This is a genomic window from Roseateles sp. GW821-FHT09B06, assembly GCF_059418245.1.
Genome location: NZ_JBWKPM010000037.1, coordinates 1 through 15,156 on the forward strand (window position 1 = coordinate 1; position 15,156 = coordinate 15,156).

Annotated in this window: 11 protein-coding genes and 1 pseudogene; 8 read left to right on the forward strand and 4 right to left on the reverse strand. The window is 71.2% G+C overall.

The window, feature by feature from the left end; genetic code table 11:
• The 3 genes from AC07OQ_RS22100 to AC07OQ_RS22110 all read left to right on the forward strand — a co-directional run.
• A partial coding sequence (locus tag AC07OQ_RS22100) for a hypothetical protein (protein ID WP_495055295.1) occupies nucleotides 1-813 on the forward strand: 813 nt, incomplete at its 5' end.
• 38 nt (nucleotides 814-851) lie between these two features.
• Nucleotides 852-2,069, forward strand: a complete 1,218-nt coding sequence (locus AC07OQ_RS22105; RefSeq protein WP_495055296.1) for a hypothetical protein — start codon at nucleotides 852-854, stop codon at nucleotides 2,067-2,069.
• 72 nt (nucleotides 2,070-2,141) lie between these two features.
• Nucleotides 2,142-3,836 carry an SUMF1/EgtB/PvdO family nonheme iron enzyme gene (locus tag AC07OQ_RS22110; RefSeq protein WP_495055297.1) on the forward strand — a complete coding sequence of 565 codons (1,695 nt, stop codon included), beginning with the start codon at nucleotides 2,142-2,144 and terminating at the stop codon, nucleotides 3,834-3,836.
• A 16-nt stretch (nucleotides 3,837-3,852) separates the two neighbouring features.
• Here the strand turns inward: AC07OQ_RS22110 and AC07OQ_RS22115 are convergent.
• The 3 genes and pseudogenes from AC07OQ_RS22115 to pyrF form a co-directional block, all read right to left on the reverse strand.
• Nucleotides 3,853-4,044: pseudogene (locus tag AC07OQ_RS22115) on the reverse strand (DUF7661 family protein); the annotation flags it as partial.
• 74 nt (nucleotides 4,045-4,118) lie between these two features.
• Nucleotides 4,119-7,397, reverse strand: coding sequence for a PAS domain-containing hybrid sensor histidine kinase/response regulator (locus AC07OQ_RS22120; protein ID WP_495055298.1), 3,279 nt, complete (start codon nucleotides 7,395-7,397; stop codon nucleotides 4,119-4,121).
• A gap of 156 nt (nucleotides 7,398-7,553) precedes the next feature.
• Nucleotides 7,554-8,387: an orotidine-5'-phosphate decarboxylase gene (pyrF, locus tag AC07OQ_RS22125; RefSeq protein ID WP_495055299.1), complete on the reverse strand. Its 834-nt coding sequence runs from the start codon at nucleotides 8,385-8,387 to the stop codon at nucleotides 7,554-7,556.
• 74 nt (nucleotides 8,388-8,461) lie between these two features.
• On the opposite strand from pyrF, the gene AC07OQ_RS22130 reads away from it, so the two are divergent.
• Nucleotides 8,462-8,974, forward strand: coding sequence for a GNAT family N-acetyltransferase (locus AC07OQ_RS22130; protein ID WP_495055300.1), 513 nt, complete (start codon nucleotides 8,462-8,464; stop codon nucleotides 8,972-8,974).
• 9 nt (nucleotides 8,975-8,983) lie between these two features.
• Here the strand turns inward: AC07OQ_RS22130 and purB are convergent, their stop codons facing one another.
• On the reverse strand, nucleotides 8,984-10,360 hold the full coding sequence (purB, locus tag AC07OQ_RS22135) for an adenylosuccinate lyase (protein WP_495055301.1): 1,377 nt from the start codon (nucleotides 10,358-10,360) through the stop codon (nucleotides 8,984-8,986).
• 168 nt (nucleotides 10,361-10,528) lie between these two features.
• Between purB and AC07OQ_RS22140 the strand changes: the two genes are divergently transcribed.
• Genes AC07OQ_RS22140 through AC07OQ_RS22155 form a run of 4 tightly spaced genes read left to right on the forward strand, consistent with a single transcriptional unit; the run spans nucleotide 10,529 to nucleotide 15,117 of the window.
• Nucleotides 10,529-11,551, forward strand: coding sequence for a BMP family protein (locus tag AC07OQ_RS22140; protein ID WP_495055302.1), 1,023 nt, complete (start codon nucleotides 10,529-10,531; stop codon nucleotides 11,549-11,551).
• Between the two features lie 24 nt (nucleotides 11,552-11,575).
• Complete coding sequence (locus AC07OQ_RS22145; RefSeq protein ID WP_495055303.1) at nucleotides 11,576-13,129, forward strand: ABC transporter ATP-binding protein; 1,554 nt, start codon at nucleotides 11,576-11,578, stop codon at nucleotides 13,127-13,129.
• The gene (locus AC07OQ_RS22150; protein WP_495055304.1) at nucleotides 13,119-14,198 is read left to right on the forward strand and encodes an ABC transporter permease; all 1,080 of its coding nucleotides are present in this window, start codon (nucleotides 13,119-13,121) and stop codon (nucleotides 14,196-14,198) included. The genes AC07OQ_RS22145 and AC07OQ_RS22150 overlap by 11 nt, the downstream gene beginning before the upstream one ends.
• On the forward strand, nucleotides 14,188-15,117 hold the full coding sequence (locus AC07OQ_RS22155; RefSeq protein WP_495055305.1) for an ABC transporter permease: 930 nt from the start codon (nucleotides 14,188-14,190) through the stop codon (nucleotides 15,115-15,117). The genes AC07OQ_RS22150 and AC07OQ_RS22155 overlap by 11 nt, the downstream gene beginning before the upstream one ends.
• Nucleotides 15,118-15,156 lie beyond the last annotated feature (39 nt).

Consider the following 15,156-nt stretch of genomic DNA (forward strand, 5'->3'; position numbering starts at 1 on the left):
GCGCTGAGCGGCCTGGCCAAGGCGGTCGGCGAGGCCCTGCCGGCCGGGCCGGCGCCGGTCGCCGAGGCGCCGGCGGCGCCCGCCGAGATCGACATGCGCGCCGGCGACACGCGCTACAAGGGCCTGTTCGTGCGCGAGGCGGGCCAGGTGCTCAGCGGCACCGGCCGGGTCGAATGGAGCAACGGCGATGCCTATGTCGGCCAGCTGCTGCGCAGCAAGCGCCATGGCCAGGGCGAGTTCATCTGGGCCGGCGGCCAGCGCTACCAGGGCGAATGGCTGGACGACGAGCCGAGCGGCCGCGGCAACGTGCAGTTCGCCAACGGCAACCGCTGGGAGGGCCAGGTGCTGAAGGGCGTGCCCAACGGCGAGGGCCGCATGCGCTACGCCTCGGGCGACCAGTACCAGGGCGGCATGCGGGCCGGCATCGCGCATGGGCTGGGGCTGTACACCTGGGCCAGCGGCCAGCGCATCAACGGCAACTGGGTGGACGGCGAGGCGCGCGGCCGGGCGGTCATGCGCTTCAGCAATGGCAACGAATACGAGGGGCCGCTGCTGAACGGCGCGCCGGAGGGCGAGGGCCGCATGGTCTATGCCTCCGGCGATGTCTACCAGGGCGGCTTCGTGCAGGGCGTGCCGCATGGCCAGGGGGCCTACCAATGGAGCAACGGGCAGCGCTACGAGGGGCAGTGGCAGCAGGGCCGCAAGCAGGGCCAGGGCCTGTTCCGCTGGGCCAACGGCGACCGCTTCGAGGGCCCGTTCCAGGACGACCTGCCGGATCAGGAGCGCGGCAAGCTGACCCGCGCCGCGCCGTGAAGGCCGCCGGCTCCGCAGCAACAAGGCTGGATGACGACATGACGACGACCGATCGCCGCTCCCTCCCTGCGTCCCCCGATGCCGCGCGCGCGGCGCGGCGGCGCGGCCTGCGCTGGGCCTGTGCCTGCGCGAGCGGCTGGCTGCTCGGCGGCGCGGCCCTCGCGCAGCGTCCGCTGGAGCCGGCGCGCGGCAGCGGCCCGCGCGTCGACCCCTGGGAGCTGGTGCAGCCCCATATGTCGAAGGCGCGCGGCATGGCGAACGACGTCATCGGCACGCTGGACGGCCTGAGCCAGGCCACGGCGCGCGCGCTGGAGGCCACGGACAAGCTGAGCGAGAAGATGCGCGACCTGACGGCCGAGCTGTCCGACCTGCGGCGCAAGAAGGACGAGCTGCTGGACGAGTACCGGCGCGGCCTGTTCTGCAGCGGCTGCGGCAAGACCAAGTCGCAGATCCTGGCCCGCGGCGAGAACTTCCCCCATCCGGGCCAGACCATCATCCGTCCGACGCCGCAGCAGATCGCCGCCAAGGAGCGCGAGCTGCAGGCGCCGATCGACGCCACCGGCAAGAAGATCGACAGCACCGACGCCGAGCTGCAGGACAACCGCACCAAGATCGACCAGGGGCTCGAGCAGATCCGCCTGGGCATCAATCTCTGGCAGGCCGCGATCGGCTACTGGGGCAGCGCCCTGAGCCGCGGCGCGGTGGAGCTGAACGACAAGGCCAAGGCCGACAAGACCGAGCTGCAGGGCAAGCTGGACGGCGCCGAGCGGCTGGTGCGCCAGGCCAGGACGAAGAACGAGGCCGAGCTGGCCCAGTCCGAGGCCGGCAGCTGGCGCCGGCTGCTGGACCTGCAGCAGCGCCAGGCGGCCGAGCAGGGCGCCACGACCGCGCGCGCCAGCGGCGACTTCAACGAGCAGCGCAACACGCAGCGCGGCCGCATCAACGACTTCGTGACCCGCGGCAAGCTGTTCGCGCGCGTCGGCGGCACCTCCGGCGTGCCGCTGGGGCCCCATGAGGCACCCACCGTGCTGGGCTACCACTACCTGCTGGGCAAGGTGCCGGCGCGCGGCGCGCATGGCGAGACGCATCCGCGCGTGACCCAGTTCATCGCCGACTACAAGGCCGCCGGCTTTCAGATGAACGCCGTGCTGGCGGAGGCCGGCGTGGCGACCGGCGGTCCCGGCCAGCCGGCGGCCCCGCGCCCGCTGGCCCCGCCCGCCAAGGGCAACAACAAGCTGCTGGACGCGCTGCCCTGAGCGGCGCCGCCCTTTCGGCAAGACCTGACCCCAGCGCCGCCCAGGCGGCCCGAACCGAACGAGGACCTTTCCATGCCCCGCACCCATCTGTTGGCCGCCGCGCTGCTGTTCGCTGCCGCCGCCCCCGCGCCGGCCCAGCAGAAGGCGAACGCGCCCGCGCCGGCCCCGAAGGCCGTCGCCGCCAAGCCGGCCGCCGAGCGCTACGCCGGGCTGATCGAGAGCGTGCGCCAGGACCTGCAGGCCGGCCAGTTCACCCAGGCGCTGGCGAACGCCCAGCAGGCGGCGCGCGCCAACCCGAGCGACTACAAGGCGCCCTACTACATCGCCTATGCGCTGATGAGCCTGGGCGACTTCGAGGGCGCCGGCGAGGCCCAGCAGCGCAGCCTGGGGCTGGCCGGCGACCAGGCGCAGGCCATCGTCACCGAGCTGGGGCAGACCATCAAGGCGCGCCGCGAGGTCGGCGAGGCCGATGCGGCGCTGGCCGAGGGCCTGTTCGCCAAGGCGGCGCGCCTCTACATGGCGGCCTGGGATGCGGGCGTGCCCCAGGGCGAGGTGGCGTTGAAGGCGGCCCAGCTGCTGGAGCAGCGCCTGGGCGATGCCGGCACGGCCGGCCGGCTCTATCGCGAGCTCGTCACCCGCCTGCCCGGCACGCCGGCGGCCGACAAGGCCGCGACCGAGCTGCAGCGCCTCAAGCCCATGCTGGCCGGCCAGGGACGGGCCAAGCTGCTGGCCGCGCTGCAGCAGCCGGCGGGCCAGCGCCGCGCGGCGCTGGAGGCCGCGCTGGCCGCCGACCCCGACAGCCGCGAACTGCAGGTGCTGCTGGCCAACGAGGCCGCACGCGCGCGCGACTGGGGCGCGCTGCAGGCGCAGCTCAAGCGCCTGTCGCAGCGCGGCTGGGCCGAGGACGCGCTGCGCATGCGCCATGTCGACCTGGGCGGCTGGGAGGGCGACCTGCGCCTGCGCACCTTGCTGGAGGACACCTGGGGCCCCGAGCGGGGGCGCCAGCTGCTGCTGACGCGCGGCTTTCGCGACTGCGCCGAGGCCTATTGCCCCGACCTGGTCGGCATCCCGGCCGGCGCCTTTCTGATGGGTTCGCCGGCCGACGAGCCGGGCCGCAAGGCCGACGAGGGCCCGCAGCATCCGGTGGGCCTGGCCGGCTTCGCGATGAGCCGCACCGAGGTGACGCAGAAGCAATGGCGCGCGCTGATGGGCAGCAACCCCAGCGCCTTCCCCGGCTGCAGCGGCAACGGCGACGACTGTCCGGTCGAGCAGGTCAGCTGGACCGAGGCCCAGGCCTTCGTGCGCAAGCTGTCCGAGAGCACCGGCAAGACCTACCGCCTGCCCAGCGAGGCCGAATGGGAATACGCCGCGCGCGCCGGCAGCACCACGCCCTTCGTCAGCGGCACGAGCATCAGCGCGCTGCAGGCCAATTTCGACGATTCCGCCGTCACCCGCGAGGGCCAGCCCGGCAGGAAGCTGGAGCGCACCACCGCGGTGGCCAGCTACGGCGCCAACGGCTTCGGCCTGTTCGACATGGCCGGCAATGTCTGGGAATGGACCGAGGACTGCTGGCACCCGAACTACGAAGGCGCGCCGCAGGACGGCAGCGCCTGGACCAGCGGCGGCAACTGCGCGGCGCGGGTGGCGCGCGGCGGCGGCTGGCACAACGCCGGCGCCGGCCTGCGCAGCGCGCTGCGCAGCGAGACCAAGAGCGGCGAGAAGCTGCGCGCGGTGGGCTTCCGCGTGCTGCGGGTGCCGCAGCCCTGAGCGGGCGTCGGACCTCGTTGCGCTCCGGCGTGGCGTGCTCGTGGAACAGCACCGCCAGGTAATGCGCCAGCTCCTGCTCGGGGATGTCCGTGGGGATCACGAAGTCGGCGTCGCGGCGCTTGCCCTCGTTGCCGAGGTAGTACGGTTTCCACCCGTCATGGCGCCATTCGACGCCGACCAGGGTTCCGAAGACCTTGAAGCGGATCATCTGCACCGCCGGGCCGGGGATGGGCGGCCCAGTCTCGCAGCGCAGGCGGGTGCGGGCAAGCCGGTCCCCTGCGCTCAGCTCCTGCGCTGATCGTTGTCCTTGTGCCCGATCAGCCTTACCAGCGTCGCGCGCAGGCGCGGCGCGTCGATCGGCTTGGTGAGGAACTCGTTCATGCCGGCCGCCAGCGCCTCGTCGCGCTCCGACAGCAGGGCGGCGGCGGTCAGCGCGACGATCGGCAGCGCCTCGGCATTGAAGCGCCGGCGCACCTGGCGCGTCGCCTCGTGGCCGCTCATCACCGGCATCTGCACATCCATCAGCACCGCATCGAAGGGCTTGCCCATGCTGGCCTGGGCGTTGATGGCCTCGACCGCCTGGCTGCCGTCGCTGGCCTGCGAGACCTCCAGGCCCCATTGCTCCAGCAGCGCCACCGCGATCATCATGTTGACCGGGTTGTCCTCCACCATCAGCACGCGCAGGCCCTGCAGGTCCTGGTTGTCGCGCGCCTCGCGCAGATGGGTGCTGATCGGCGTGGGCGCACCGGTCAGCGGCAGCTCGGCCCAGAAGGTCGAGCCCCGGCCGGGTGCGCTGTTCACGCCCACCTGGCCGCCCATCAGGGTGGCCAGCTCGCGGCAGATCGACAGGCCAAGGCCGGTGCCGCCATAGCGTCGCGTGGTCGATTCGTCGGCCTGGGTGAAGGGCTGGAACAGGCGTTCGTGCAGCGCCGGCTCGATGCCTGGGCCGGTGTCGCTCACCTCGATGCGCAGACGCTCCGCGTCGAGCTTGAGCACGCGCACCGCCACCGAGCCGCTCTGCGTGAACTTCAGCGCATTGGTCAGGTAGTTCGACAGGATCTGACGCGTGCGCACCGGGTCGCCCACCACCCAGGCCGGCACGTCCTCGGCCACGTCGATCTGGAAGGCCAGGCCGCGCGCTTGCGCCAGGGTCAGGTAGGCCATGCGCATGGTGCCCAGCATGTCGCGCAGCGCGAAGGGCAGCGATTCCAGGGTCAGGCGACCGGCCTCGATCTTGGAGAGGTCGAGGATGTCGGAGATCAGGCCCGACAGGCTCTCGGCGCTGTCCAGCATCTGATCCAGGTACTGGCGGCGCGTGCCGTCCTCCAGATCGGGCTGCTGCAGCATGCGGGCCAGGCCCAGCAGGCCGTTGAGCGGGGTGCGGATCTCGTGGCTGGTATTGGCCAGGAAGGCGCTCTTGGCGCGGTTGGCGGCCTGGGCCTCGTCCTTGGCCTGGGCCAGCGCGGCCTCGACGCGGCGCTTCTCGGTCACGTCCTCCATGATCCAGATCGTGCCGCCCTGGCTCGGGTGGTGCGGGTCCACGGCCTTGGCCAGCAGGCGGCACAGGAAGGTGCTGCCGTCGCGGCGGCGCATCGGGCGCTCGATCTCGACCTGCTCGCCGGCGGCCAGGCGGCCGCCGATCTCGTCGCCGACGGCGACATAGGCTTCGGGCCCGGGCCAGACCACGCTGCCATGCTGGCCGATCAGGCCGCCGGGTGGCCAGCCGAACATCTCCTCGATCAGCGGATTGGCCTGCACGAAATGCTGGTCGCGCGTCAGCGTGATGCCGATCGAGGCGTTCTGCAGGATGGCGGCGTGCACGAGGCGGGTGCGCTCGCTCTCGGTGACGTCGCGTGCATTGATCACCAGATAGGCCTGGCCGTCCATATTGAAGGGTGCGGCCGACAGCACCATCGAGATCACCGCGCCGCTCTTGGAGACGAAGTCGACCGGCAGTTCGCTGACCCGGCCATGCTGACGCACGCCCTGCACCACCAGCTCGCGCTCGGTGCTGTTCCGCCAGATGCCGATCTCGTCGGAGGTGCGGCCCAGCACCTCCTCGGCGCTGTAGCCCGACAGGGTCTCGAAGGTCTTGTTGACCATCGCGTAGCGGCCCGAGCTCAGCTCGGTCAGCGTGATCACGTCGGGGCTGGTGGCCACCAGATGCGACAGCAGGCCCTCCGAGCGGCGCAGCGCGTCCTGCGCATGCGAGGCCTCGGTCTGGTCGATGAAGAAGGACAGGGTGGCCGGGCCGCTGGCGGCGTCCACGCGCACGCTGGTGGCCTGCACCAGGCGACGCCGGCGCGACAGGGTGCGCAGCCGGAACTCGGCCATCGGCAGCATGCCGCCCACCGGCATGGTCTCGATCTTGGCGGCGCGCTGGCGGGCGCGTTCGTCGTCGCCCGGCTCGTAATGGGCGAACAGGTCCTGGCCGATCATGCTGGCGCGTTGGGTATAGCCGAACATGGCCATCGCGGCCGGGTTGGCGTCCAGCACCCGGCCCCAGCGGTGCAGCACCAGGGGCGAGGGCGAGCGGCGGAACAGCTCGCGGTAGCGCGTCTCGGTGGCGGCCACGGCCTGCTCGGCCTGCACCTCGTGGGTCACGTCGCGGCCCACGCCCCAGTAGCCGCGAAAGCTGCCCTGGGCGTCGAAGCGCGGCTCGCCGCTGATCGAGACGAAGCGGGTGCTGCCGTCGGCGGCGCGACGCCGCGCCATCACGCCGTGGAAGGCGCGGTGCGATTCGAGGTCGGCGCGGTGCGCGTCCAGTTCCTCGTCCGACAGGCCCATGCCGTCGATCTCCCAGGGCGTCTTGCCGAGCCGGGTGTTCAGGTCCACGCCGGAGCTGCCGGGACGGTCCTCGGCCAGGTGGGTGAAGCGGAACTCGCGGTCCATCTCCCAGTACCAGTCGGCCGCCATCGACAGCAGATGGCGGAAGCGCGCGTTGCGCTCGCTGGCCTCCAGGATCGAGCGCTGCAGCATGCGCTGGCAGCTCAGGCCGATGATTAGGGCGGCGCTCAGCAGCAGCAGATGAGTCCAGACGCGGGCCGCCAGGCCGGCGCCGGCGGGGGCATTCCAGCCGCTCAGCTCGGCCCAGCCGAGGCCGACGATGCTCACGAGGCCCAGGCCGAAGATGAAGAGCCCGGAGCGCAGGCCCTGCAGGACGGTGGCCAGCACCAGCATCAGGCCCATCGCGCCCAGCGAGATGGTGGCCAGCCCGAGCTGACGCGACAGCGCCAGCGCCACCGGCAGCAGCATCACCAGGCTCATCATCAGCAGCGCAAAGGTGCCGTTGCGCCGCTGCGGCGGGCGCCAGAGGCCATAGGCGCCCAGCGCGGCCGTGCCCCAGCTCAGCAGGGGCGGCAGCAGGCCATCCCAGGGTTCCTGAGGGCGGCGGCCGAACCATTGCAGCAGGCCCGCCAGCAGGCACATGGCGGCGCAGGCGCCCAGCAGCAGGCGCAGCGAATGGCGCTGCACGCGCTGCTCCAGCCGGGTCTGGGGCGGGCCCGGGTCGGAGTCCTGCCCGACCAGGCTGCTCAAATCGTCCAGAGGATGCTTGCTCACGATGCCGGCCGTTCCATGGCGCTCAACGCTCCATCAATCTCGCTTGGAAGGGCCGGAGTCTCCGCTAGAAATGCAAGGTCGATGCGCGCAACAGCCCCCCCAAAGCCGGGGCAAATCGCAGCCGTTCGGCCGGTGTGAGCATTAGTTCTCGGCCGCTCAGGCCTTGGCGGCCGCCCGCCTCAGCTGGTCGCGGGTCTGCAGGGCTGCCCGGCGGGCGGCGGCAGCGAAATCGTCCAGGCCGGCGCCGGCATAGAGCACGGCACGCGAACTGTTGACGATGATGGGGCCGCCCTCGCGCCGGCCGGCCTTCACGGTGGCGTCGGCATCGCCGCCCTGGGCGCCGACGCCGGGGATCAGCAGCGGCAGGCTGGGTGCGAGCTCGCGCACGCGGGCGATCTCCTGCGGGTAGGTGGCGCCCACCACCAGGCCCAGCTGGCCGTTCTTGTTCCAGTCCGTCTGCGCCAGATGGGCCAGATGCTCGAACAGGCGCGGCTGGCCCGGCACGTCGGCCAGGCGCTGCATCTGCCAGTCGTTGCCGCCGGCGTTGGAGGTGCGGCACAACACGATCACGCCCTTGTCCGGGTAGCGCAGATAGGGTTCGATGGAGTCGAAGCCCATGAAGGGCGAGACGGTCACGGCGTCGGCCTGGTAGCGCTCGAAGGCCTCCTTGGCGTACTGCTCGGCGGTGGAGCCGATGTCGCCGCGCTTGGCGTCCAGGATCACCGGCACGGCCGGGGCCACGCGCTTGATATGGGCCATCAGGCGCTCCAGCTGGTCCTCGGCGCGGTGCGCGGCGAAGTAGGCGATCTGGGGCTTGAAGGCGCTGACCAGGTCCTTGGTGGCGTCGACGATGGCCGAGCAGAAGTCGTAGATGCGCGCGGCATCGCCCTTCCAGGCGCCGGGAAACTTGCCCGGCTCAGGATCCAGCCCCACGCAAAGCATCGAGTCGTTCAGCTGTTCGGCTTGGCGGAGTTGCTGGATGAAATTCATGAGCGGGTGCTGACCGAAGTCAGGGCGGGTTGAGGTGGCGTATTGTCCCGCTTTTAACGCGGGAGACTTCATTCATGCGGGTGCTGCAGACCGAGCGGCTGAACGTTCGCCATTTCGAGCGCCGCGATGCGGCCTTCATCCTGGAGCTGCTCAACGAGCCCTCCTGGATCGCCAATATCGGCGAACGCGGCGTGCGCGACCTGGCCCAGGCCGAGGCCTGGATCGAGGACAAGCTGATCGCCACCTATGCCCGTCTGGGCTTCGGCTTCTGGGCCGTGGAGCGGCGCGAAGACGGGGCCCTGCTGGGCATGTGCGGCCTGGTCAGGCGCGACAGCCTGCCCGAGGTGGACCTGGGCTACGCCTTCGTGCCGCGCGCCTGGGGGCAGGGCTATGCGCGCGAGGCGGCGGCGGCCTGCCTGCGCCATGCCCACGAGGCGCTGGGGATGGACCGCCTGCTGGCGATCACCGGGCCGGACAACCTGGCCTCGCAGCGCGTGCTGGCCGACCTGGGCTTTGCGCTCCAGGAGACCCGCGTGCTGGCGGGCGAGACGCGCCAGACCCAGGTCTGGCGCTGGCCCGCGCCCTGATCCGGGCGCTCAGATCTTGCGGGCCAGCTCGGCGGCCTTGCCGGTGTAGTTGCCGGGCGTCAGCGCCAGCAGGCGCTGCTTCTCGGCCTCGGGCAGCTCCAGCGTGTGGATGAAGGCCTGGATCGACTCGCGCGTGATCGCCTTGCCGCGGGTCAGCTCCTTCAGGCGCTCGTAGGGGTTGGGCAGGGCGTAGCGGCGCATCACGGTCTGGATCGGCTCGGCCAGCACCTCCCAGGCGCTGTCCAGGTCGGCGGCCAGCGCGGTCTCGCTGACCTCCAGCTTGTCCAGACCCTTCAGCAGGGACTCGTAGCCCAGCACCGCATAGCCCAGGGCCACGCCCATATTGCGCAGCACCGTGGAGTCGGTCAGGTCGCGCTGCCAGCGGCTGATCGGCAGCTTCTGGCTGAGGTGGGTCAGGAGGGCGCTGGCCAGGCCGAAATTGCCCTCGGCGTTCTCGAAGTCGATCGGGTTGACCTTGTGCGGCATGGTCGAGGAACCGATCTCGCCGGCCACCGTGCGCTGCTTGAAATAGCCCACCGAGATGTAGCCCCAGACATCGCGCGACCAGTCGATCAGGATGGTGTTGACCCGGGTCACCGCGTCGAACAGCTCGGCCATGTAGTCGTGCGGCTCGATCTGGATCGTGTAGGGGTTGAAGGTCAGGCCCAGTTGATCCTCGATCACGCGCTGGCTGAAGTTTTCCCAGTCATGCGCGGGCCAGGCGCTCAGATGCGCGTTGTAGTTGCCCACCGCGCCGTTCATCTTGGCCAGCAGCTTGACGTCGGCGATGCGCGCACGGGCATTGCGCAGGCGCGCCACCACGTTGGCGATCTCCTTGCCCACGGTGGTCGGGCTGGCGGTCTGGCCATGGGTGCGGCTGAGCATCGGCGTGGCGGCCAGCGCATGCGCCATCCCGGTCAGCTTGGCAATGATGCGGTCGACGGTGGGCAGCAGCACCTCGGCGCGCGCGGCCTTCAGCATCAGGCCATGGCTGGTGTTGTTGATGTCCTCGCTGGTGCAGGCGAAGTGCACGAACTCGCCGGCCGCCTTCAGTTCGGCGTTCGACTCGAAGCGCGACTTCAGCCAGTACTCCACCGCCTTGACGTCGTGGTTGGTGGTCTTCTCGATGTCCTTGATGGCCTGGGCGTCGGCCTCGGAGAAGCGCGCCACCAGGCTGCGCAGCAGGCCGCGCGCGGCCTCGCTCAGCGGTTTGAATTCCTCGAAGCCGGCGTCCGACAGCGCGATGAACCATTCCACCTCGACCTGCACGCGGCGGTGCATCAGGCCGAACTCGGACAGCAGCGGACGCAGCGCGGCCACGCGCGAGGCGTAGCGGCCGTCCAGGGGCGAGAGGGCGCTGATACTGGAAAAGGCGGAGAGGTTCATGGCGGGGGCACGGCGCGGGCCGCGAGAGCTGAGGGCAAACCCTGGGATTTTATCCGGCCCGGCTCTTGCTTAATCGACGCAGCCTCCGGACGCCCCGCGCACCCGCTTGGGCCGTATGGCCGCCGGCCCGCGCTAGAGTTCCCCACCCATCCTCAAAGGAGCCCCTCCATGCGTCCTGCAGCCCCGACCTCCGCCCTGCGCCGGCTCGCCCTCGGCCTGGCCGCCGCCAGTCTGGCCGCCCTGACCCTGCCCGGGGTGTCCGTGGCGCAGGCCCAGGCCAAGCTCAAGGTGGCCGGCATCTACACGGTGCCGGTCGAGCAGCAATGGGTCAGCCGCATCAACAAGGCGCTGAAGGCCGCCGAGGCACGCGGCGAGATCGAGTACGCCTTCTCCGAGAACGTCACGAATGCCGACTACGAACGCGTGATGCGCCAGTACGCCGAGAAGGGCTTTGGCCTCGTGGTCGGCGAGGCCTTCGCGGTGGAGGCGGCGGCGCGCAAGGTGGCCAAGGACTATCCGAAGACCGCCTTCCTGATGGGCAGCAGCGGCAAGCCGCAGGCGCCCAACTTCGCGGTGTTCGACAACTACATCCAGGAGCCGGCCTATCTCACCGGCATGATCGCCGGCGGCATCAGCAAGAGCGGCAGGATCGGCCTGGTCGGCGGCTTCCCGATTCCCGAGGTGAACCGCCTGATGAACGCCTTCATGGCGGGCGCCAAGGAGGTCAACCCGAAGGCCGAGTTCACGGTCAGCTTCATCAACAGCTGGTTCGACCCGCCCAAGGCCAAGGAGGCCGCCTTCGCGATGATCGACAAGGGCGCCGACGTGATGTACGCGGAGCGCTTCGGCGTCAGCGACGCGGCCAAGGAGCGCAAGGTGCTGGCGATCGGCAATGTGATCGACACCCAGGCCCAGTACCCCGACACGGTGGTGGCCTCGGCCCTGTGGCATATGGAGCCCAGCATCGACGCCGCGATCAAGGCGGTCAAGGCCAATGCCTTCAAGGCCGAGGACTACGGCCCCTATTCGACGATGAAGCACAAGGGCGGTTCGCTCAGCGCCCTGGGTACGTTCGCGGCTAAGGTGCCGGCCGATCTGCAGGCCAAGGTCAAGGCCAGGGAGAAGGCCATCCTTGACGGCAGCTTCGCCGTCAAGGTGGACGACGGCCAGCCCAGGTCCAGCGCCAAGTAAATAAGTGACGGCAAGCGGCAAGACGTGACCCTGGCGCTGGAACTGAAGGGCATCAGCAAGCGCTTCGGCGCGTTGCTGGCCAACGATGCCATCTCGCTGCGGCTGGAGCGGGGCCAGGTGCTGGCCCTCTTGGGCGAGAACGGCGCGGGCAAGAGCACCCTGGTCTCGATCCTGTTCGGCCATTACGTCGCCGACGCGGGCGAGATCACGGTGTTCGGCCAAGCGCTGCCGCCGGGCCAGCCCAGGGCGGCCCTGGCCGCCGGCATCGGCATGGTGCACCAGCATTTCGCCCTGGCCGAGCGCCTCTCGGTGCTGGACAACGTGATGCTGGGCCTGGAGCCGCTGTGGCAGCCCTTTGCGCGCCGGCGCGCGCAGCGCGCGCTGCTCGTCGAGACCGCGCAGCGCTTCGGCCTGCAGGTCGATCCCGAGGCCCTGGTGGCCGAGCTGTCGGTGGGCGAGCGCCAGCGCGTCGAAATCCTGAAGGCCCTGGTGCGCGGCGCCCGCATCCTGATCCTGGACGAGCCCACCGCGGTGCTGACGCCGCAGGAAAGCGAGTCGCTGTTCGCCTCGCTGAAGGCCCTGGTCGCCACCGGGCTGTCCATCATCTTCATCAGCCACAAGCTCGACGAGGTGCTGGCCGTCTCGGACCGCATCGCGGTGCTGCGCGCCGGCAGGCTGGTGGCCGAGCTGCCTAATGTTCCTGGGGAGCCGGGCCTCTCGAAGGCCGACCTGGCCGAGGCCATGGTCGGCCGCGCGGTGCAGCCGCCGCGGCGCAGCGGGGCCTCGGCGCCGGGCGAGCCGGTCTGCACCCTGCGCGGCGCGGTCGTCGCCGGCAAGCCGGGGCTGCGCGGCGTCGATCTGGCGCTGCATGCCGGCGAGGTGCTGGCGGTGGCCGGCGTGGCCGGCAATGGCCAGCAGGCGCTGGCCGAGCTGCTGCATGGCCTGCATGGGCTGCAGGCGGGGCAGCTGCGGGTGCTGGGGCAAGACCTGCCCCCCCGGCCCCGGGCCTGGCTGCAGGCCGGCGTGGCGCGCATCCCCGAGGACCGCCACGCGGCGGGCGTGGTGGGCGACCTGCCGCTGTGGGAGAACGCCCTGCTGGAGCAGTACCGCAGCAGGACCTTCGCGCGCTGGGGGCTGCTCAGGCGTGCCCGCGCGCGCGCCCATGCCCAGGATCTGGTGCAGCGCTTCGATGTGCGCGGCCTCGAGGACCGGGGCCTGGACACCGTGACCCGCAGCCTGTCGGGCGGCAATATGCAGAAACTGATACTGGGCCGCGCCCTCACCGGCGACCCCGAGGCCGCCGGCGGGCCGCGGCTGATCGTCGCCAACCAGCCCACCTGGGGCCTGGACGTGGGCGCGGTGGCCTATGTGCACCAGCAGCTGCTGGACGCCTGCGCGGCCGGCGCGGCGGTGCTGCTGATCTCCGAGGACCTGGACGAGATCTTCGCGATCGCCGACCGCATCGCGGTGATGCACGCCGGGCGTCTGAGCGAGGCCCGGCCGCGCGCCGAATGGACCCTGGCCAGCATCGGCCTGGCGATGGCGGGCAGCGACGAGGCGGCTCATCATGCGGCTTGAGAAACGCGCCAGCCCCTCGCAGGCCTGGCGCCTGGCCGCGCCGCTGCTGGCGCTGGGCATCACCTTGATCGTCGGCTCGCTGCTGGTGGCCTGGGCCGGCGCGCCGGTCGGCCGGGCCTATGCGCTGCTGCTGGAGGGCGGCTTCGGCTCGCGCTTCGCCTGGAGCGAGACCCTGACCCGCGCCACGCCGCTGATCCTGACCGGGCTGGCCGCGGCGGTGGCGTTCAAGGCGCGGCTCTACAACATCGGGGCCGAGGGCCAGCTCTATCTGGGCGCGCTCGCGGCGGTGGCGGTGGGCGGCCTGCACGGTGGCACGGGTTTCGAGTTCTCGCCCTGGCTGCTGTTCCCGCTGATGATGGCGGCGGCCGCGCTGGCCGGGGCCCTGCTGCTCCTGGCGCCGGCGCTGCTGAAGAGCCGCCTGGGCGTGGACGAGGTGGTGACCACCCTGCTCTTGAACTTCATCGTGCTGCTGTTCGTCTCCTGGATGCTGGACGGGCCGATGAAGGATCCGCTGGCCATGGGCTGGCCGCAGAGCGTGGGCCTGCAGGACATGCTTTCCCTCAGCAAGCTGGTCGAGCGCAGCCGCGTGCACATGGGCCTGGTCTGGGCGATCGGCGCGGCCCTGCTGCTGTGGGCCCTGTTCAAGTACAGCGCCACCGGCTTCGAGATCCGCGCGGTGGGCGCCAGCGCCACAGCCGCCGCCTTTGCCGGCATGCCGGTGGCCCGGGTGACGGTCAAGGTGGCGCTGCTGTCGGGCGCGCTGGCCGGCCTGGCCGGCGCGATCGAGGTGGCCGGCCGCACCGGCTATGTCACCCTGGACATGAGCCCGGGCTACGGCTACAGCGGCATCGTGATCGCGATGCTGGCCGGCCTGCACCCGCTCTCCGTGCTGGCCTCGGCGGTGTTCGTCGCCGGCCTCTTGGTCGGCGCCGACAGCATGAGCCGCGCGGTGGGCGTGCCGACCTATATCGCCGACGTGATCGTCGCCACCGCGCTGATCGCGATGCTCGTCAGCAGCCTGCTGGTCAACTACCGGATCCGCTGGAGGGTGCGTCGCGATGGGCGCTGAATTCCTGGACCTGCTGTCGGGCAGCGCCTTCTGGATCGCGGTGCTGCGCATCGCGACGCCGTTGATCCTCGGCACGCTGGGCGTGCTGTTGTGCGAGCGCGCCGGCGTCCTGAACCTGGGCATCGAGGGCATCATGGTGGCGGGCGCCTTCGCCGGCTGGCTGACCGTCTACCAGGGCGGCGGGCTGTGGACCGGCGTGCTGGTGGCGGCGCTGGCCGGCGCGGCCTTGGGGCTCTTGCACGGTTGGCTGACCGTCGGCCTGAGCCTGTCCCAGCATGTGTCGGGGCTGGGCATCACCCTGCTCGCGACCAGCCTGGCCAGCTATGCCTACCGCGTCAGCTTCCCCAAGGTCGAGAGCCCGCCGACCATCCAGCCCTTCGCGGCGATGGACTGGCTGCCCCTGCCCGTCCTCAACGCCCAGACCCCGCTGACCCTGCTGGCCCTGCTGCTGGTGCCGCTGCTGGCCTATGGCCTGAACCGCACGCCGCTGGGGCTGGCCGTGCGCATGGTGGGCGAGAGCCCGGCGGCGGCCGAGGGGCAGGGCCTGTCGGTCCTCGGGCTGCGGCTCGGCGCCATCATGGCCGGCTCGGCCCTGATGGGCGTGGCCGGCGCCTTCCTGACCCTGGCGGCCTTCAACGCCTTCTACTTCAACATGGTCAACGGGCGCGGCTGGGTCTGCGTCGCGCTGGTCGTGTTCGCCTCCTGGCGGCCCGGCAAGGCGCTGCTGGGCGCGCTGCTGTTCGCCTTCTTCGACGCCCTGCAGCTGCGCCTGCAGCAGGCCGGCGGCGGCGCAGCGCTGCCCTACCAGGTCTATCTGATGCTGCCCTACCTGCTGTCGATCGCGGCCCTGATCGTGATGGCGCGCAAGGCCGCCTATCCGCAGGCGCTGATGAAGCCCTACCGCAAGGGCGAGCGCTGAGGAGCAAGGGGCGCGGCTGCCGCCTTGCCACCCAGTAGA

Bases quoted from the DNA above. Each gene is read 5' to 3' on its own strand.
- AC07OQ_RS22155 (WP_495055305.1), top strand. From the start codon at position 14,188: ATGGGCGCTGAATTCCTGGACCTGCTGTCGGGCAGCGCCTTCTGGATC.
- AC07OQ_RS22110 (WP_495055297.1), top strand. From the start codon at position 2,142: ATGCCCCGCACCCATCTGTTGGCCGCCGCGCTGCTGTTCGCTGCCGCC.
- AC07OQ_RS22150 (WP_495055304.1), top strand. From the start codon at position 13,119: ATGCGGCTTGAGAAACGCGCCAGCCCCTCGCAGGCCTGGCGCCTGGCC.
- AC07OQ_RS22130 (WP_495055300.1), top strand. From the start codon at position 8,462: ATGCGGGTGCTGCAGACCGAGCGGCTGAACGTTCGCCATTTCGAGCGC.
- pyrF (WP_495055299.1), bottom strand. From the start codon at position 8,387: ATGAATTTCATCCAGCAACTCCGCCAAGCCGAACAGCTGAACGACTCG.
- purB (WP_495055301.1), bottom strand. From the start codon at position 10,360: ATGAACCTCTCCGCCTTTTCCAGTATCAGCGCCCTCTCGCCCCTGGAC.
- AC07OQ_RS22140 (WP_495055302.1), top strand. From the start codon at position 10,529: ATGCGTCCTGCAGCCCCGACCTCCGCCCTGCGCCGGCTCGCCCTCGGC.
- AC07OQ_RS22105 (WP_495055296.1), top strand. From the start codon at position 852: ATGACGACGACCGATCGCCGCTCCCTCCCTGCGTCCCCCGATGCCGCG.